The sequence below is a fragment of the Spirillospora sp. NPDC000708 genome (assembly GCF_040299565.1).
Taxonomy (GTDB): Bacteria; Actinomycetota; Actinomycetes; order Streptosporangiales; family Streptosporangiaceae; genus Spirillospora.
In genome coordinates this window covers 1-18,135 of the sequence record NZ_JBEPCJ010000020.1, presented here as the reverse complement: position 1 = coordinate 18,135, position 18,135 = coordinate 1, and the positions used below count along the sequence as shown (strand labels likewise).

Below are 18,135 nucleotides of genomic sequence, written 5' to 3'. Positions count from 1 at the left end.
CGTGGGGGCGCACCCGCAGCGGGGATGATCTTGTCACGCGCCTGTCACGGGTACGTGCCACACCCGCGTCACGGGCGCCATGTCACGGCGTCACACCGCCTCTGACCTGTAACTCCCTCCCCCAGCCCCTACCTGTGGCCCTGGCGTCACGGGTTCCGCCGAACGACTCTCGCCGGCCGACCTGAAGAGCAGAGCCCGGCCACTGGCTCCGGTGGACCGGGTCTCTCTCGGCCCGTCGAGTCACATCCGTCCCGTCCCGCTCACCGCTCGCGGACGGCCTCGTCTTCGCCGTGGAGGACCAATGAGATCTGCCTGGGCACGCCCGCCCGGACGACACAGCGCCTTGAGGACGGTCACCCGATGACCAAGCCTCCGCTTCGCGTCGTGGACGATCGCCAGGACGACCAGAGCCTGTCCCAGGCACTCCCCCACGACCTCGGAGCCGAACGACAGGTCCTCGGGGCGATGATGCTGTCCGCGCGAGCCGTAGCCGACGCCCGAGACGTGCTGAACGGCACCGAGTTCTACCGGCCCGCCCATCAGGTGGTCTGGCAGGCCATCTGTGACCTCGCCGACCGTGGCGACCCCTGCGAGCCCACGGCGGTCGCCGCCGAGCTCGGCCCGCGCCGACTCAGCAAGGTCGGTGGCGGTCCCTACCTGCACACCCTGATCCAGGACACGGTGTCCTCGACACAGGCCGCCTACTACGCGCACCGCCTGGCCGATCTCGCATACGCCCGGACCGTCGCGACGACCGGCATCCGCCTCACCCAGCTCGGCCACCAGGCGGCCGACGGCGACACCACCGATCTACGCGGCGCCGTCACGTCCGCCGTCCAGGAGATCACCGCACCGGACGCCCATGGCTGGCCGACACCCACGCCCCTCGAGGCGGCCCGCGTCCTGCCGACGTTCCCGTTGCCGATGCTGCCGGACTGGCTGGCCGAATACGCCGCCCGGCTGGCCGAGCAGACCCAGACGCCGCCCGACCTGGCGGGCTGTCTCGCCCTGGCCGTGCTCGCGGTCGCCGCCGGCGGCAAGGTCTGGGTCCAAGCGCGCGGCTGGCGCGAACCGACCAACATCTTCACCGTCATCGCCCTCGGGCCCGGGAACCGGAAATCCGAAGTGTTCGCGGCGATGACCAGCCCGATCCGAGCCGCCGAGGCGATGCTGCGAGAGCAGGCCCAGCCGTACATCACCGACATCGCCATGCAGCGGCGCGTCGCCGAGGCGGACATGGAGAAGGCGGAAAAGGCCGCGATCAACGCCATCGACGCCATCGTCCGGGAGCAACACCTGGCCGACGCGCGCATCGCCGCCGAGCGGCTCCAGGAGCTGCAGGTCCCGGCCGAGCCGCGGCTGTTCTCCGACGACGCCACGCCCGAGATCCTGACGTCGCAGCTCGCGCAGCAAGGCGGACAGATGGCCGTCCTCTCCCCAGAAGGCGAGATCTTCTCCATCGCCGCAGGCCGCTACAGCGGCGCACCGAACTTCGCCGTCCTCAAGCACGGCCACGCCGGTGAGGGAATGCGCATCGACCGCGTCGGGCGGCCCTCCGAGATCATCGAGTCCGCGCACGTCACCCTCGGCATCTGCACTCAGCCCGACGTCCTGGCCGGACTCGCCGACACACCGCAATTCCGCGGCCAGGGCCTGCTCGGGCGCATCCTGTACGCCGTCCCGGCCTCCCTGCTCGGCTATCGCGACGCCAGCCCGGAACTGATCCCACCGCATATCGCCCAGACCTACGCCGACACACTCACCAGCCTCATCACCCGGCTGCACGGCCTCGACGAACCGATCAGCCTCAACTTCAGCGACTCCGCCATTGCCGCCGTCCAGGAGCTGCTTCGCGAGACCGAGCCGCGATACCGGCCCGGCAACGACCTCGCGCACATGCCCGACTGGGGCGGCAAGTACCCGGGCGCCGTCGTCCGCATCGCCGGCCTGCTCCACATAGCCCAGCATCACCACGGCACGTGGGCCCGCCCCATCACCGCAGAGACGTTCGCCTGCGCACGCCAGATCGGCGACTACTTCCTCGCGCACGCCCAGGCCGCCTACGACCTGATCGGCGCCGATCCCGACCTGGCCGACGCTCGCGCGCTACGCGACTGGATCGCACGCACCGGGACTCACCGCTTCACCGCCCGCGACGCCGTCCAGGCCCTCCGGCCCCGCTTCCGCAAGGTCGCCGACGTCGACGCCGGCCTACGCGTCCTGGAAACCCACGGCTGGATCAGGCGCCTGCCTGTCCCACCTCGCAGCGGAGGCGCTGGACGGGTACCCGCCGCCGTCTACGAAACCCACCCGAACGCCGCATCGGAGGGCACTTCGTGACCACCGCCCACCGTCACACACCGTCACTGGCCCGACCGGCTCACGGCCGCCCGCACCCTTGCACGCATGCACACAATGCACGGAAATCAATTGTTGTGCATTGTGTGCATGCGTGCAGCCGTGCAGAGCCACGTCCGGGCCCTCCTCACTCTCACTCAGCGTGATGACCAACCCGGAGGAACGATCGATGACCGAGACCACCCCCAACGCTCCCGGCGCCTCGGGCCCGGCTGACAAGTCGAGGCGGAAGCGCCGACCTCAAGGGGACGGCGGTCTGCGGTGGAGCGAGAGCCGGCAGCGCTGGATCGCAGAGATCACCGTCGGATACACACCCGCTGGCAAGCGGATCGTCCGGACGGCCAGCGACAAGAACAAACGCCAGGCGCTCAAGAAGCTCCATGAGAAGCTGCGTGACCGCGACGACGGCCTGCCGAGCGAGGACACCAAGTACACCGTCAGGCATGCCGTCGAGAACTGGCTCGAATACGGGCTCGTAAACCGCGACGACGAAACACGGACCAAGTGCCGGAGCCTGGCCGGTAACCACATCATCCCGAATCTCGGCGCGCGAAAGCTGCGCGAACTGTCCGCCGACGATGTGGACGCCTGGCTCGCCGAAAAGGCCAAGCACCTCAGCACCGACACTCTCCGCCAGCTCAGATCCATCCTCAAGCGGTCCGTGGCTCGCGCTCAGGCGCGCGACAAGGTCAAGCGCAACGTCGTCCTCCTCTGCGAGGTGCCGCGAGGGAAAGCCGGGCGCCTGTCCAAGTCGCTGACCCTCGACCAGGCGGCCGCGGTTCTGGCAGCGGCGACGAATACCTCGATGTACGCCTACATCGTTCTGTCCCTGCTGATCGGTGCTCGCACGGAGGAGCTGCGCGCTCTCACGTGGACGCACGTCGACCTCGACGGTCGGCCAGAAGCTGAGCCGCCCGTCCCGCCGTCCATCAGGGTGTGGCGATCGGTACGCGCTGGCGGCAAGACCAAGACGAAGAAGTCCAGGCGCACGCTGGCGCTGCCCAAGCGGTGCGTGGAGGCCCTGCGTTTCCAGCGCCAACTGCAGGACGAGCAGCGCCAGGCGGCCGGCACGGCCTGGCAGGAGCACGGCCTGGTCTTCGCGTCCACCGTGGGCACCGAGCGGAACGCCAACAACGTCCTGCGCTCGTTCCGGGCCGTCCTGGCGAGGACGGACCTGAACCCGGACGAGTGGACGCCGCGGGAGCTACGGCACAGCTTCGTGTCGGTGCTGTCGGACGCAGGCGTCCCCATTGAGGACATCTCACGGCTGGCCGGCCACAAGAGCACGGAGGTCACCGAGACGGTCTACTGGCATCAGATCCGGCCCGCGCTGCTGGCCGGTGCCGAGGCCATGGACGACGTGTTCCCCGTCGCTGCCGAGGACGTCTAGTCAGGCAGTGTGTCAGGCGGTCATGCAGAAGGCCCATCGCGAGTAATCGCGATGGGCCTTCTGAGCTGGGAGCCGCCTGTCGGAATCGAACCGACGACCTATTCATTACGAGTGAATCGCTCTGCCGACTGAGCTAAGGCGGCGCGCCGTGCGCGAACACGGCTGGATGCAGTCTACCGGGTCCGCGGGGGTGGATGCGCACTGGTTAATCCACGGCACGGCTCGGTCAGTGGCAGAGCGTCCCGTTCTTCGGCGGCTCCGTGGTGACCAGGTAGGTGTCGGTGGCCTTGGTGATGCAGGCGTTGCCCTGCAGGTAGGCGGTGTGGCCGTCGCCGTCCAAGGAGAGGAGGACGCCGGAGTCGAGCTGCTTGGCGAGGCTCTGCGCCCACTTGTACGGGGTGGCGGGGTCGCGGAGGGTGCCGATGACGACGATGGGCGGGGCGCCCTTGGCGTGCACGGCCTGGGGCTGCTGCTTCGGCTGGACGGGCCAGTAGATGCAGGGGAGCCCGCCCCAGACGACGAAGGGGCCGAAGTGGGGGGCGGCCTTCTTGGCCTGGTCGGCGGCCTGGCCGTAGGCGGCGAGGTTCGGCGGGTTGGGCTTGTCGACGCAGTTGACGGCCATGTTGGCGTCCGTCTGGTTGCTGTAGCTGCCGTTCGGCTTGCGCTCGACCATCTGGTCGGCGAGGGCCAGGAGGAGCGTCCCGTCGCCCTTCTGCATGGCCTGGCTGAGGGCCTGGCGCAGGAGGGGCCAGTAGTCCTTGAGGTAGAGGGCGGTGGCGATGCCCATCACGGCGAGGGACTCGGTGACCTTCCGCGAGTCGCGCGTGTTGGCCAGCGGGGTCTTGTCGGTCTTGGCCATGAAGGCGGTGAGGTTCTTCTCGGCCTCGCTCGTGGACGTCCCCAGGGGGCAGCCGGCCGACTTCACGCAGTCCTCGGCGAACGCGCGGAAGGCCGTCTCGAACCCCTTGGACTGCTCCACCAGGGTGCCGATCGCGGACTCCTTGGGGTCCACGGCGCCGTCCAGTACGAGGGCACGGATGTTCTTCGGGAACTCCTCCGCGTAGATGGCGCCGAGGTAGGTGCCGTAGGACGCGCCGTAGTAGGTGAACTTGGAGTCGCCTACGGCGGCACGGAGGATGTCCATGTCGTGAGCGGCGTCCTTCGTGCCCACGTAGGGGAGTTCGGCGGACGCCTTGCTCTTGCAGTTGTTCGCGAACTGCTTGCTCAGGCCCGCGAAGGCGTCGACCTCCTGCTTGTCGTCCGGCGAGGAGTCGGCGGCGAAGAAGCCGTCGAGCTGCGGCCCGGTGTTGCAGCGGACGGGGTCGCTGGCGCCCACGCCGCGCGGGTCGAAGCCGACGATGTCGAAGCGCTTGCGCAGGTCGGCCCCGAAGCTCGAGGCGGCCTGGCGGACGAAGTCGACACCGGAACCGCCCGGACCGCCCGGGTTGGTGAACAGCGAGCCGATCCGAGCGGACTTGTCCTGGGCGGGGAGCCGGATCATGGAGATCCCGACCTTCCCGCCGGACGGCTTCGCGTAGTCCAGCGGGACCTGCGCGGTGGCGCACTGGAACCCGCCGCCGCAGCTCTTCCAGTCCAGCTTCTGGCCGTAGAAGGCGCCGAGCCCGGACGGGGCGGTGCCCGGCGACGTCGCGGCCGTCGCCTCGCGGCCCCCGCCGCCGTCGCCGCCGCTGCACCCGGTCGCCGCCGCCAGCGTCGCCGCCATGGCCACGCCGATGTACCTCGCTGCCCGCACCTGGACCCCGTCTCGTCGTAGCGGCACGTACCCCGGCGCCTACGCTACGTCGGACTGCTGGTCGAGGGCCACTTCCCTCGGTGATCGTGTTCGATGCCGTCGAGCAGCCATTTGAGCCCTAGGTCGAAATCCTCCTGGTTGTAGATCCCCGTGTCGAGGACCGACCTCAGATGCGGGAACTCCCCGCTCTCCAGGAGTTTGGCGATGTAGGTCTGCTCCAGCGCGCTCTGCCGCGCCTCACCCAGGCCCGTCACCCCCATTTCGCGAAGTCGCTGTTCGCGCAGGACGAAACCGAGCATGTAGTGGTCGACGGTCGTGACGATGGCCAGCATCTCCTCGGGATCGTCGGTGAGCCTCGCCGCGGCGGCCATCGACTGCTCCGCGTGCCGCAGCCCGTTCGGCCCGATCCGCGGCGATCGGCCGGCCAGCTCGAACATCCAGGGATGCCGCAGGCCGGCGGCGCGCTCCTTCCGGGTGATCGCGATCATCGCCTCGCGCCAGTCGTCCGGCAGCCCGTCCTCGACCAGGACCTCCACGGCGACCACGTCGTACATCAGGTCGAGGAGGTCCTCCTTCGCCTCGATGTGCGTGTAGAGGCTCATGGCGCGCACGCCGAGCTCGCTCGCGACGCGGCGGATGGAGACCGCCTCCAGCCCCTCGGCGTCGGCGATCTCGACGGCCTTGTCGACGATCGCCTCGCGCGTCAGCTTCGGACGCCGGCCGCCGCGCGGCCGTGCCCAGATGTCGTTGGGACGGGCCCGTTCGCGACGCTCGGCCCGCTCGCCGCGTTCATCGCTCGCGGCCCGCTCGCCGCGCTCGGCTTTTTCGGGGCGCTCGCGGCGCCCGGCCTGCTCCACGCGTTCCGTCCGCTCTGTGCGGTCGCGGTGCTCGGGCCGCTCGTGCTCGTCCCGCTCCGGCCGTTCGTGGTCACGCTCGGGCGGCTCACTGCTCTCTGCCACGCCAGCGATCCTAACCGATACGGCGTATCGATACGGTGTACAGATTGGGCGATACAGTGTACGGTATGACCGATACGGCGTACGGAAACGGAGGGTTGATCTTGACGGCCACTCAGCAGGCGCCCCCGCCCGAGGCGAAGACGGGCATCGATCCACATCTGCGCAACCTGGCGATCGTCGTCGTCCTCGGCGTGATCATGACGGTGCTCGACAGCACGATCGTCAACGTCGCGATCACCGCGCTCGGCAGGGACTTCGGCACCTCGCTGTCGACCATCCAGTGGGTCGTGACGGGCTACACCCTGGCGCTGTCCATGGCGATCCCGATGACCGGCTGGTCGGTGCGGCGCTTCGGCGCCCGGACCATGTGGCTGGTCTCGCTCGGCCTGTTCATCGGCGGCTCGCTGCTGTGCGGGTTGGCCTGGTCGGTGCCGTCGCTCATCGTGTTCCGGGTCCTGCAGGGACTGGGCGGCGGCATGCTGATGCCCGTCGGCCAGACGATGCTCGTCCGGGAGGCCGGGCCGAGCCGGATGGGACGGGTGATGAGCATCGTCTCCGTGCCCGCGATGCTCGCCCCGGTGCTCGGCCCGCTGCTCGGCGGCGCGATCGTCGACCACCTGAGCTGGCGCTGGATGTTCTACGTCAACGTCCCCTTCTGCGCCGCGGCGCTGCTGGCGGCCGTCCGGATGCTGCCGCGCGACACCGAACGCGACGCGGACGCGCGGCTCGACGCGGTCGGCATCTTGCTCCTGTCGCCCGGGCTCGCCGCCCTCGTGTACGGGCTGTCCGAGGCCGGGAACGGCAGCAGCCTCACCGGTGCCCGCTTCCTCACCAGCGTCATCGCCGGCGCCGCCCTGGTGATCGCGTTCGCCCTGCACGCGCTCCGCAAGCGCGAGGGAGCGCTCATCGAACTCCGCCTCCTGCGCACCCGCGCCTTCACCACCGCCACCGGCGGGTTCTTCCTCTACAGCGCGTCCGTGTTCGGGCTGATGATCCTCATCCCGCTGTTCGCCCGGATCGTCCGCGGGGAGTCCGCGCTGGGCTCGGGATGGCTGCTCGCCCCGATGGGCGTCGGCGCGATGATCACGATGTCGGTGGCCGGACGGCTGGTCGACCGGTTCGGCGGCCGCTGGATCGCCGTGGGCGGCGCGGCGATCGTCCTGGCCGGCACGCTCGGCCTGACCACGCTCGATCCCGCGACGGGGCGGGCCGTCATCATGGGCGCGATGTTCGTCGTCGGGCTCGGGCACGGCATGATCGCCCCGTCCCTGATGGCGGCGAGCTACCAGGGACTCCCCCGCGAGGCGGTCGCCGCGGCGACCACGGGCGCGAACATCCTCATCCGGGTCGGCAGCTCGTTCGGCACCGCGGTGATGGCAGTCGTCCTCCAGATCGCCATCCGCCACGAGATCCCCGGCGCCGGCGGCAACCTCGGCGAGGCCGCGTCCCAGCACACCGCCCGCACACCGGAACTGCTCACCAACGCCTTCACCGAGACCTTCTGGTGGACGGCGGCGATCCTCGTGGCCGCGCTCCTGCCCATCCTGGCCGTCCCTGGAAAGGCGAAGGCCGTCCCCGGGACGGCGAAGGCGGCCGAATCATGACGCCCTCAGCCGCGCCGCGCGCCCCGTTCCGAGCAGCGGCATGCGACACCACGCCGGCGCTGAACGACGCCGACCGCGCCGGCGCCGACGCGTGGTCTCACGTCAGCCGGGGCGGTGGGGCCCGCGGAGGTGGACGGGCCCCACCGGCGCGCACCGCTACGGGGGATCGGAGCGCGCGTCTCAACCGGCAGCCCCGCCGACACGAACCTGCCGAAACCAATGCCCTCCCGACACCCCAGCGGTTAGGAGGTGGGGTGGCGTGGGCCGGGGTGCAGTGTCGGTTAGGAGGCGGGGGTGGCGGAGTTCTGGCCTCCGTTCGGGGGGTTGCCGGGTCGGCCGCCCCAGCCGCCTCGGCCGCCCTGCGGGGCCAGAGAGGCGCAGGCCTGCATGGCTTTCTGCTGAGCCGCCGAGCGCGTCGGGCGGTCAGTGGGGCGACCCGACGGACGGCCCGAAGGTGCACCGCTGGGGCGTCCCGACGGCGGCGCGCCGCCGGGTCCACCGGACGGAGCACCGCTCGGACGGCCCGAAGGTGCCCCGCTCGGGCGGTTGCCGCGGTCCGGCATCGTGACGCCTTGCTTCTCCAAGCAGGCACGGAACGCCGACATCTGGTCCGTGCCGGCGGCCTTGCTGGAACTCGCGTTCGCCTTGCCGTCGTCGCCGCCTCCGCAGGCCGCGGTGAGCAGCAGCGTCCCGGTGACGGCGAGACCGCCGAGCAACCGGCCCACGCTGGCCTTGTTCATCTCATCGTCTCCTCATCGGTGGTCAGCGGCCGGTGCCCTGGTTGACGGTGGTCGCGGTCACCGAACCGTCCTTGCCGGTGGTGCCGCGCACGATGACCGTGGCGCCCGAGCCGAGGTCGCGGAGCTTGCCGTCCTTGGTGACGCTGATCCTGGTGCTGCCGCTCGTCTTGACCTTCACGGTCTTGCCGTCCGAAGTGCGCAGGTAGAGGGTGTCGCCGACGACCTTGGTGACGGTGCCGAACGTCATGCCGCCGCCCGCTCCGGCTCCCGCTCCCGCGCCGCCGCCCGCCTGGCCCGGGAAGCCACCGCCAAAGCCGCCGGGGCCGCCGGTCCCGCCGCGGCCGCCCTGCTCCGTGCCCGTTCCGCCGCCGCCCGCCTGGCCAGGGAAGCCGCCGCCGTAACCGCCGAAGCCGCGCCCGCCCGTCCTGCCGTAGCCACCCGCCGCGGCAGGGCCTCCGCCCGGCGAGCCGGAATCATCGGACGTCCATTTCTGCGCTTGGACACCGCCGAGGAAACCGGCCACGAGGAGGAGCCCGGCGCCCAAGTAGAGGGTCGGCCCCGGCAGGGAGCGCCTCGCCGGCTTCGCCGCAAGTTCCGCGTCGAGGTCACCATCGAACGGCGAACTCGCGAGGAGCTCGGAATCGCCCATCGGCCTTTCGAGCACCGGCTCCGGCCCTCGACCCGGCCCTCGTCCCGGCTCCCGGTCGAGCAGCGGCGCCGCGCCTTGCCCTGGGGGCAGTGCTGCCGCGCCTTGCCCTGGGGGCAGGGTTGCCGCGCCTTGCCCTGGGGGCAGGGTTGCCCCCTGGCCTGATGCCGGTCCTTGGGCTGGGGGCTCTCCCTGGCCCGGCGTCGCACTCTGGTCCCGCACGGGTGGTTGCCGGGACGCGGCACCTTGGCCCGGCCCTGCGGACTGGCCTGGGGTTGCGGCTTGGTCTGATGCTGGTGCTTGGGCTGGGGACTCTCCCTGGCCCGGCGTTGCGCCTTGGCCGGGTGCGGGTGGTTGCCAGGAAGCCGCGCCTTGGCTCCGCCCCGCGGGCTGGCCTGACATTCCGGCTTGGGCTGGGGGCTCTCCCCGGCCTGGTGTCGTGCTCTGGCCCGGCGTCGCGCCTTGGCCGGCCGCGGGTGGTTGCCAGGACGCGGCGCCTTGGCTCGGCCTCGTGGGCTGGCCTGGGGTTGCGGCTTGGCCTGGGGCTTCGGTGTAGTCCGGTGTCGGGGCTTGGGTCGGCCTCGTGGGCTGGCCTGGGGTTGCGGCTTGGGCCGGTGGTTCGGGGGTGGGGTGCCAGGGGGCTGGGGCTTGGCGGGTGTGCTGGGCGGCGCCCGTGCTCGCCCATGGGCGGACGTGTTCCGGGCCGGATGCGCCGGGGGTGTCCGCGGCGTCGCGGTCTTGTCCGTCGTGCCCTGAAACGCTCATCCGCGCCTCCTCTCCGTCGAAGTCCGAGGGCATCGGCTGCTCTGCCCGCCCGGCGTCCGGGGCGTGGGCGGGCGGCGTGTCCTTGGGCGGGGTAGGGCCGCTCGGGTTCGCGCGTCCCGCCGCCGAGCGGTCGCCCGGCTCGGCTCGCGTATCGCGGCGGGCGGGCGGCGGCGTGGCGCGGTCGGGGCGGGTGGGTCTGCGGCGTCTGCGGGTCATGGGCGATTCCTTGGTCGGTCACTCATGGCGGAGCGCCTCGATCGGGCGGAGCTTCGCGGCGCGGTTGGCCGGGTAGCTGCCGAAGAACAGGCCGATGGCGACCGAGACGGCCAGGGCGAGCACGATCGACGACGGCACCAGGACGGGTTTGACGCCGACGATCGTGAAGAGGCTGCCGACGACGCCCGCGACGACGCCGAGGACGCCGCCGATGAGGGACAGGACGGTGGCCTCGGCGATGAACTGGCCGAGGATGGCGCCGCGGGGCGCGCCGATGGCCTTGCGGATGCCGATCTCGCGGGTCCGTTCGGTGACGGTGACCAGCATGATGTTGGTGATGCCGATGCCGCCGACGAGGAGGCTGATCGCGGCGACGGCGCCGAGCAGGACGGTGAAGGTCTTGTTCGACTCGGAGACCGCGGACTGCACGCTGGCCTGGCTGGAGACGGTGAAGTCGGCGGTGCCGGACGAGGCGATGTCGTGCCGCTGCCCGAGGATCTGGGTGACCTCGGCCTGCGCGGAGTCGACGGCGTCGCTGTCCTTGGCCTGGACGATGATCTGGCTGAGGGCGCCGTAGCCGGTGAGGGTCTCCTGGACGGCGGGCAGCGGCGCGATCGCGATGCTGTCGGGGTCGGAGAAGCTGGAGGAGGACGAGCCGGTCGCCTTGAGGACGCCGACGACGGTGAAGCGGATGCCACCGACGTCGATCTTCTTGCCGAGGGGGCTGGCGCGTCCGAACAGGTCGGAGGCGGTGGTGCTGCCGAGGACGACGGTCTTGTTAGCGGCGGTGACGTCGGCGGTGGTGAACGCGGCGCCGGACGCGACGGTCTTGTTCGCGGCGGCGAAGTAGGTGGGGGTGGTGCCGACGAACTGGTTGATGGTGGCGCTGGTGCCCTCGTAGCCGGCGGTGACGGACTGGCTGGTCACGACCGGGGAGGCGCTCTTGACGGACGGGGCGTCGGCCGCGTTGACGAGGGCGGCGGCGTCCTGGGTGGTGAGGTCGTGGGCCTGGGTGCGGGGGCCGGAGCCCTCCCCGGAGCCGGCGCCGGCGCCGCCGAACCCGCCGAAGCCGCCCGGGCCGCCGCCGAAGCCGCCGCGTCCGCCGCCGCCACCGGTCGTCGACTTGGTGACGGTGAGGGAGTCGGCGCCGAGCCGCTGGATGCTCTTCTTGATCTGCTCGGACGAGCCGTTGCCGACGGCGACGAGGAGGATGACGGCGCCGACGCCGATGAGGATGCCGAGGGTGGTCAGGGAGCTGCGCAGCTTGTTGGCGGAAAGTCCGCGCAGCGCGAACCGCAGGATCTCGAGGGGGCTCACCGGGCGCCCTCCGGGTTCCAGGACGCGTCCCCCGCGGTCCAGGACGCGGCGGGCGTGGTCCAGGACGCGGCGGGCGGCGGGCCGGCGACGGGGGCGCGGCGGACGTCGTCGACCACGCGGCCGTCGACGAGCCGGACGACGCGTTTGGCGTGCGCGGCGACGTCGTCCTCGTGGGTGATGACGACGATGGTGCGGCGGGCGAGGCTGAGCCGGTCGAAGACGGCGAGGACGTCGGCGGTGGAGCCGCTGTCGAGGGCGCCGGTGGGCTCGTCGGCGAGCAGGAGGGTGGGGGAGGTGACGAGGGCGCGGGCGACGGCGACGCGCTGCTGCTGGCCGCCGGAGAGCTCGTTTGGCTCGTGCCGGGTGCGGTCGGCGAGGCCGACCTCGCGGAGGGCGGCGAGGGCGCGGCGGCGGCGTTCGGGGCCTTTGACGCCGCCGTAGGCGAGGGGGAGTTCCACGTTGGCCTGGGCGGTCATCCGGGGGATGAGGTTGAAGGACTGGAAGATGAAGCCGATGCGGCGGTTGCGGAGGATGGCGAGGCGGCGCTCGTCGAGGGAGCCGACGTCGATGCCGTCGAGGAGGTAGCGCCCGGCGGTCGGGACGTCCAGGCAGCCGATGATGTTCATCAGGGTGGACTTGCCGGACCCGGACGCGCCCATGATCGCGACGTAGTCGCCGGGTTCGACGGTGAGGGTGACGCCGCGCAGCGCGTGCACGGCGGTGTCGCCCTCCCCGTAGACCTTGCCGACGTCGCGGATGCTGAGGACGGGCTCGGGGCCGTCCTGCCGGACGGCGGGGATCACCTGCGGCCCCCGCCGCCGCCCGGCGCGCCGCCGCCGAAGCCGCCGGCGGGTCCGGCGCCGCCGCCGGGGAAGCCGCCGCGCTGGGTGGTGCCGCTCGTCCCGGTGCCGGTGGAGGTGACGACGACCTGGTCGCCCTCGTTGAGGCCGGAGGTGATCTCGGTGCCCTGGTCGCCCTTCACGCCGGTCTCGACGGTGACGGTGCTCTGCCTGCCGTTGCGGACGACGGTGACGGTGCTCTGCCCGCCGGCCGTCCTGACGGCGGCGGTCGGCACGTAGAGGACGTCCTCGGCGGACGCGGTGGTGATCTCGACGGTGGCGGTCTGGCCGAGCCGGACGCCGGACGGGACCTTGGTGAGCGAGATCGTCGCGGGGAACTTCACCACGTTGTCGGTGGTGGTCGGGGACAGCCCGATCGAGGTGATCTTGCCGGTGGCGGTCGTGCCGGTGAGGGCGTCGAAGGAGATGGACGCGGTCTGGCCGACCTTGAGCTTGGTGGTGTCGGCCTCGGTGAAGTCGCCTTCGATCTGGAGGTGCTTGGTGTCGACGAGCTCCATGAACCCGGACCCGGACGAGGACGACGACCCCGACGAGGAGGAGGAGGACGACGACGAACCCGACCCGCCGCCGCCCGACGCCCCCGCGCCGGACGACGCGGAACCGGACGAGCCGGACCCCGACGAGGACGACCCGGACCCGCCGGAGCTGCCGCCGACGGTTCCGTTGACGGCGGTGACGGTGCCGGCGAACGGCGCCTTGAGGACGGTGCCCTGGTAGGCGCGCAGCGCGGAGTTGTAGGCGTTCCTCACCTGCAGGTAGCTGGCGTAGCCCTTGGCGGACGTGGTGTCGCCGTCCTCGGCGGCCTCCAGGTCGGCCTTGGCCTCGTCGATGTTCTCGAGCGCCTCGGTCTGGTCGAGCCGGGCGAGGACCGCACCGGCGACGACCTTCTGGCCCGCCTTGACGTAGATCTTCGCGACCGTGCCGGACGTGCCGAACGACAGGTCGCGGCTGCGTGCGCTCTCCACCGAGCCGGACGCCGACACCGACGCCGACACCGTGCCGCGCTCCACCCGCGTGACCCGGGTGGCCGCCGCGGCGCCGTCACCTCCGTCGCCGAGGGTGAGGTATGCGGTGCCGGCCCCGGCCACCAGCAGCACGCCGAGGGCGCCGTTGATGAGCGTGGTCCGGCGTTGGAACGGCCATTTCATGCGAGAAGGCTCTTGGCCGCGCATGGGGCTCTCGTGAGGTGAATATGAGAATTGGATGAGAGAGCCGGGACGGGTGTGACAGGACGGGCCCGTGCGGGCAGGTACAAGGGTCGCCGTCCCGCGTCGCGGCACCGGGCGGACGGCGGCCGCATGCGGTCGAAATAGGGGCGTCGCGGGGGCGGTTGGCCCAGTCATGAGTGCAGCGAAGGAGCGGACCCGCGTCCGCATCGAGCAGAGCGGCAAGCGCGTCCGGGCGTACCTCGGCGGCAACCTGGTGGCCGACACCATCGCGCCGACCCTCGTATGGGAGATCCCCTACTACCCGACCTACTACGTTCCGGTGGCGGACGTGCGGGCCGAGCTCGTCGAGGACGGCCCGGGCGAGCGCTCGCCGAGCCGCGGCGACGCGACGGCGTACACGGTGAAGGTGGACGGCGCCGAGGCCCCCGGCGCGGCGCTCCGCTACCTGGAGTCGCCGGTCGAGGAGCTGCGCGGGCTCGTCCGGCTGGACTGGGGCGCGATGGACTCCTGGTTCGAGGAGGACGAGGAGGTGTTCGTCCATCCCCGCAACCCGTACACGCGCGTGGACGTGCTGGCGAGTTCCCGGCGCGTGCGCGTGGAGGTGGACGGTGTGACGGTGGCGGAGTCGTCCAGCCCCAGGTTGCTGTTCGAGACGGGTCTTCCGGTGCGGTACTACCTGCCGAAGACGCACGTCCGGATGGATCTGCTAGAGCACACGGACACCGCCACCCACTGCCCTTACAAGGGGACGGCGGAGTACTGGTCGGTGCTGGCGAACGGGAAGGTCCACGAGGATCTCGCCTGGTCGTACCCGACGCCGCTGGAGGAGTCCCGCAAGGTGGCGGGGCTGGTCTGCTTCTACAGCGAGAAGGTCGACATCTACGTGGACGGGGTGCTGCAGGAGCGGCCGAAGTCGCGTTTCTGAGCGGAGCCGGTCCAGGGCGATCTCGTCACCAGGCTGAGAGGGGTTAGCCACCAGGCCACATTCGAGCGCGGAAGTTATCACCGGGCATTACACCATCGGATGGAACATCATGCGATGGTGTGATGCCTGTCGCTTTCTCCGAGCAGGACTTGCGACCTCCCTACGGCTACGTAACCGTAGGTTACTAAGCCGTAAGTTAAGCGCGCCGACGGGGAGGCACCCTTGACCCCTGCACTCTCAGCACGGCCGGAACGGTCCGGAGCGGGCGGCCGGCTCGCCGCCGCCGCGCGCCTGCTGACGACGCCGCTCCTGCCTGAGGACTACCTCGGCCTGCTCAACCCGCTGTGGTCCACCGCCGAACCGCGCGGACGCGTCGAGGCGGTGCGGCACGAGGCGCCCGGCGCCGCCACCCTGGTGATCAGGCCCGGGACGGCCTGGCGCGGGCACCGCCCCGGCCAGTGGGTGAAGCTCGGCGTGGACATCGGCGGTGTCCGGCACTGGCGGACGTTCTCGCTGTCGTCCCCGCCGCGGCCGGACGGCCGCATCACGATCACGGTCAAGGCGGGCGAGGACGGCTTCGTGTCCGCGCACCTCGTGCACCGGATCCGGCCGGGCGCGATCGTCCGGCTCGGCGAGGCGGACGGCGACTTCACGCTGCCGTCGCCGGTGCCGTCCCGGCTGCTGTTCGTCACGGCGGGCAGCGGGATCACGCCGGTCATGGCGATGCTCCGGCACCTCGCCGCCGCCGAGGACGCGCCCGACATCGTGCTCGTCCACTCCGACCGGCACGCCGGCGACGTCATCTTCGGCGAAGAGCTGCGGACGATGCCGGGGATACGGCTGCACGAGCGGCACACGTCCACCGCCGGCCGCCTCGCCCCGTCCGGCATCGCCGGCCTCTGCCCGGACTGGGCGGAACGGGACACCTGGGCCTGCGGCCCGTCCGGGATGCTCGACGGCCTCGCCGAGCACTGGCGCGCGGCCGGGATCGAGGACCGGCTGCGCGTCGAGCGGTTCCGGCCCGCGCTGGCCGCCGGCACGGGCGGCGAGGGCGGCCGCGTCCGCTTCACCGAGAGCGGCGTCGAGACCGACGCCGGCGGGAGCACCCCGCTGCTGGACGCCGGCGAGCGCGCCGGCGCGCTGCTGCCGAGCGGCTGCCGGATGGGCATCTGCTACAGCTGCGTCGGCCGCCTCCGCGCCGGGCGGGTCCGCGACCTGCGCACCGGCGAGGTGCACGGCGAGGAGGGCGAGATCGTCCAGACCTGCGTCTCGGCCGCCGCCGGCCCCGTCGACATCGAACTCTGAAAGGGACCGACGATGCCCGCAACGACCGACCACCTCACCCCCGCCGATTACGCCGCGATCGCCCGCGAGCTCGACGCCCTCCGCGACGAGGTCACCGCCGATCTCGGCGAGCGCGACGCGGACTACATCCGCAAGGTGATCCGCTGGCAGCGCGGGCTGGAGATCGGCGGCCGCGCGCTGCTGATGGCGTCCGCGCTGCCGCCCGCCTGGCTCGCCGGGACCGCGACCCTCGCCGTCGCGAAGATCCTGGAGAACATGGAGATCGGGCACAACGTCATGCACGGCCAGTGGGACTGGATGCGCGACCCGAAGATCCACTCGACGACCTGGGAGTGGGACAACGTCTCCCCCGCCGAGCAGTGGAAGCACTCGCACAACTTCGTCCACCACACCTTCACCAACGTCCTCGGCAAGGACAACGACGTCGGCTACGGCATCCTGCGCGTCGCGCCCGAGCAGCCGTGGCACTGGGGCAACGTGCCGCAGCCGGTCTACAACCTGCTGCTGGCGATGTTCTTCGAGTACGGCGTCGCGCTGCACGACCTGGAGCTCGACAGGATCCGCGAGGGCACCCACGACGAGGAGGTGACGAAGGCGAAGCTGCGCGCGATCGGGCGCAAGATCCGCCGCCAGTGGGGCAAGGACTACCTGGCGTTCCCGCTGCTCAGCGGCCCGCAGTTCCTGTCCACGCTGTCGGCGAACCTCACCGCGAACATCGTCCGCAACGTCTGGGCCCACATGATCATCTTCTGCGGGCACTTCCCCGGCGACGTCGACGTGTTCGAGGAGGACTACCCGCTCGACGCCGAGACCAGGGGCGAGTGGTACGTGCGGCAGCTGCTCGGCTCCGCGAACATCACCGGCGGCCCGCTGTTCCACCTGATGACCGGCAACCTCAGTCACCAGGTCGAGCACCACCTGTTCCCGGACATCCCGAGCAACCGGTACGCGGAGATCGCCCCGCGCGTCCGCGACCTGTGCGCCCGCTACGGCCTGCCGTACCACACCGGCTCGCTGGCGAAGCAGGTCACGAGCACCTGGAAGAAGATCTTCCGCTACGCCCTTCCCGGCGGGGCCGCGAAGCCGAAGCCCGCTCCGAAGCCCCCCGCGCGCGAACCCGTCGCCGCCTGACGCCCGCCCCGGTCGCCCTAGCCGAGGGCCTGGGCGACCGGCAGGAAGAGCCGGGCCGGGTCGTTGGCGATCGGTTCGCCGTACTCCATGACCGTGGTCGTGAAGAACGGGCTCAGCCCCCGCCTCTCCGCCCACGCGACCAGCTCCGGGTGCCGGTGGTCGATGTCGAGGCGCACCGGCCCCGGCGGGACGATCTCGTCCACGAGCGCCAGGGCGGTCCCCTCGTCGCGGGCGACGACGGGGCCGACGAGGGCCCGCCCGTCGTTCCACCACACGCCGCCGAAACCCGCGATGCCGGACCCGTCGCGGACGACGTTGAAGGTCGCGCAGAACGACGGCAGCCCGTCCACGACCTGCGTCCGGTCGGCGCCGAACACCTCGGCGTCGAGCGCGCGGACGGCGGGCATGTCCGCGGGCGTCGCCGGCACGGACACGCCCTGCCGCGACGGCCCGTCGGCCTCGCCCGTGTACGTGGTGCAGGTCCCGACCGAACGGAAGCCCAGACGCTCGTACAGCGGACGGCCCATCTCGGTGGCGGTCAGGCAGAGGCTCGCCGTCCTCGCCTCGTCCATCGCATGGCGCATGATCCGGGCGCCGAGGCCGCGCCGCTCGTAGCGCTTGGCGACCAGCACCATGCTGATGGCCGCGACGTCCTTGCCGTACGGCGTCGACACCACCGTGGCGGCGAGACCGCCGTTCCCGTCGTCGATGCCGTAGACGTCGCCGACGGAGAAGAGGAAGCGCCACTTGCGGTCCTCCCTCCCCCACTCGCGGTCCTCGGCGAGCCGCTGGCACGCGGGAAGGTCGTCGATCGAGAGCCGCCGCACCGGTGAATCCATGGGACGCGACGCTAGGACGCCCCCGAACCCGCCGACAACCGAATTACCCGGCCGCTCACGTCCCGCATTACCCCTCACGTCATCGACCCGATGACCGTCCGCGGGAGATCGTCATGGTGCACGCACCGAGACGGACGAACCGGGGAGATCCCTTGTCA

Annotated in this window: 13 protein-coding genes and 1 tRNA gene; 6 read left to right on the top strand and 8 right to left on the bottom strand. The window is 71.5% G+C overall.

Going from position 1 to position 18,135, the window contains the following annotated elements; genetic code table 11:
• Positions 1-360: 360 nt before the first annotated feature.
• Both ABT299_RS16645 and ABT299_RS16640 read left to right on the top strand, forming a co-directional pair.
• Positions 361-2,340: a YfjI family protein gene (locus ABT299_RS16645; RefSeq protein ID WP_500251299.1), complete on the top strand. Its 1,980-nt coding sequence runs from the start codon at positions 361-363 to the stop codon at positions 2,338-2,340.
• Between the two features lie 187 nt (positions 2,341-2,527).
• Positions 2,528-3,748, top strand: a complete 1,221-nt coding sequence (locus tag ABT299_RS16640) for a site-specific integrase (protein WP_500251298.1) — start codon at positions 2,528-2,530, stop codon at positions 3,746-3,748.
• A 70-nt stretch (positions 3,749-3,818) separates the two neighbouring features.
• Here ABT299_RS16640 and ABT299_RS16635 read toward each other — a convergent pair.
• From ABT299_RS16635 to ABT299_RS16625, 3 genes are all read right to left on the bottom strand, one after another.
• Positions 3,819-3,891: transfer RNA gene (locus ABT299_RS16635), tRNA-Thr, on the bottom strand.
• An 83-nt stretch (positions 3,892-3,974) separates the two neighbouring features.
• Positions 3,975-5,501 carry an alpha/beta hydrolase gene (locus tag ABT299_RS16630; RefSeq protein ID WP_347256863.1) on the bottom strand — a complete coding sequence of 509 codons (1,527 nt, stop codon included), beginning with the start codon at positions 5,499-5,501 and terminating at the stop codon, positions 3,975-3,977.
• Positions 5,502-5,545: 44 nt separating this feature from the next.
• A complete protein-coding gene (locus ABT299_RS16625; protein ID WP_387031852.1) occupies positions 5,546-6,460 on the bottom strand; it encodes a TetR/AcrR family transcriptional regulator C-terminal domain-containing protein in 915 nt (304 codons plus the stop codon).
• Positions 6,461-6,561: 101 nt separating this feature from the next.
• Here ABT299_RS16625 and ABT299_RS16620 point away from each other — a divergent pair, with 101 nt between their 5' ends.
• The gene (locus tag ABT299_RS16620; RefSeq protein ID WP_500251297.1) at positions 6,562-8,064 is read left to right on the top strand and encodes a DHA2 family efflux MFS transporter permease subunit; all 1,503 of its coding nucleotides are present in this window, start codon (positions 6,562-6,564) and stop codon (positions 8,062-8,064) included.
• A 762-nt stretch (positions 8,065-8,826) separates the two neighbouring features.
• On the opposite strand, the gene ABT299_RS16615 is transcribed toward ABT299_RS16620, so the two are convergent.
• From ABT299_RS16615 to ABT299_RS16600, 4 genes are all read right to left on the bottom strand, one after another.
• Positions 8,827-9,453, bottom strand: coding sequence for a hypothetical protein (locus tag ABT299_RS16615; RefSeq protein WP_500251296.1), 627 nt, complete (start codon positions 9,451-9,453; stop codon positions 8,827-8,829).
• 996 nt (positions 9,454-10,449) lie between these two features.
• Entirely contained in the window at positions 10,450-11,748 is a 1,299-nt protein-coding gene (locus tag ABT299_RS16610) for an ABC transporter permease (protein WP_500251295.1), read from the bottom strand.
• Complete coding sequence (locus ABT299_RS16605) at positions 11,745-12,551, bottom strand: ABC transporter ATP-binding protein (protein WP_500251294.1); 807 nt, start codon at positions 12,549-12,551, stop codon at positions 11,745-11,747. The genes ABT299_RS16610 and ABT299_RS16605 overlap by 4 nt, the downstream gene beginning before the upstream one ends.
• On the bottom strand, positions 12,548-13,756 hold the full coding sequence (locus tag ABT299_RS16600; RefSeq protein ID WP_500251293.1) for an efflux RND transporter periplasmic adaptor subunit: 1,209 nt from the start codon (positions 13,754-13,756) through the stop codon (positions 12,548-12,550). The genes ABT299_RS16605 and ABT299_RS16600 overlap by 4 nt, the downstream gene beginning before the upstream one ends.
• A 193-nt stretch (positions 13,757-13,949) precedes the next feature.
• On the opposite strand from ABT299_RS16600, the gene ABT299_RS16595 reads away from it, so the two are divergent.
• The 3 genes from ABT299_RS16595 to ABT299_RS16585 all read left to right on the top strand — a co-directional run bounded on the left by ABT299_RS16595 (position 13,950) and on the right by ABT299_RS16585 (position 17,138).
• Positions 13,950-14,702: a DUF427 domain-containing protein gene (locus tag ABT299_RS16595; RefSeq protein ID WP_500251292.1), complete on the top strand. Its 753-nt coding sequence runs from the start codon at positions 13,950-13,952 to the stop codon at positions 14,700-14,702.
• A gap of 222 nt (positions 14,703-14,924) precedes the next feature.
• Entirely contained in the window at positions 14,925-16,007 is a 1,083-nt protein-coding gene (locus ABT299_RS16590) for a ferredoxin reductase (protein ID WP_500251291.1), read from the top strand.
• Positions 16,008-16,019: 12 nt separating this feature from the next.
• On the top strand, positions 16,020-17,138 hold the full coding sequence (locus ABT299_RS16585) for a fatty acid desaturase family protein (RefSeq protein WP_387031836.1): 1,119 nt from the start codon (positions 16,020-16,022) through the stop codon (positions 17,136-17,138).
• Between the two features lie 17 nt (positions 17,139-17,155).
• Here the strand turns inward: ABT299_RS16585 and ABT299_RS16580 are convergent, their stop codons facing one another.
• Complete coding sequence (locus tag ABT299_RS16580) at positions 17,156-17,977, bottom strand: GNAT family N-acetyltransferase (RefSeq protein WP_500251290.1); 822 nt, start codon at positions 17,975-17,977, stop codon at positions 17,156-17,158.
• Between the last annotated feature and the right edge of the window lie 158 nt (positions 17,978-18,135).

Excerpts from the sequence above, each read along its gene's own strand:
- ABT299_RS16595 (WP_500251292.1), top strand. The coding sequence starts at position 13,950 with ATGAGTGCAGCGAAGGAGCGGACCCGCGTCCGCATCGAGCAGAGCGGC.
- ABT299_RS16615 (WP_500251296.1), bottom strand. The coding sequence starts at position 9,453 with ATGGGCGATTCCGAGCTCCTCGCGAGTTCGCCGTTCGATGGTGACCTC.
- ABT299_RS16585 (WP_387031836.1), top strand. The coding sequence starts at position 16,020 with ATGCCCGCAACGACCGACCACCTCACCCCCGCCGATTACGCCGCGATC.
- ABT299_RS16640 (WP_500251298.1), top strand. The coding sequence starts at position 2,528 with ATGACCGAGACCACCCCCAACGCTCCCGGCGCCTCGGGCCCGGCTGAC.
- ABT299_RS16645 (WP_500251299.1), top strand. The coding sequence starts at position 361 with ATGACCAAGCCTCCGCTTCGCGTCGTGGACGATCGCCAGGACGACCAG.
- ABT299_RS16580 (WP_500251290.1), bottom strand. The coding sequence starts at position 17,977 with ATGGATTCACCGGTGCGGCGGCTCTCGATCGACGACCTTCCCGCGTGC.
- ABT299_RS16600 (WP_500251293.1), bottom strand. The coding sequence starts at position 13,756 with ATGAAATGGCCGTTCCAACGCCGGACCACGCTCATCAACGGCGCCCTC.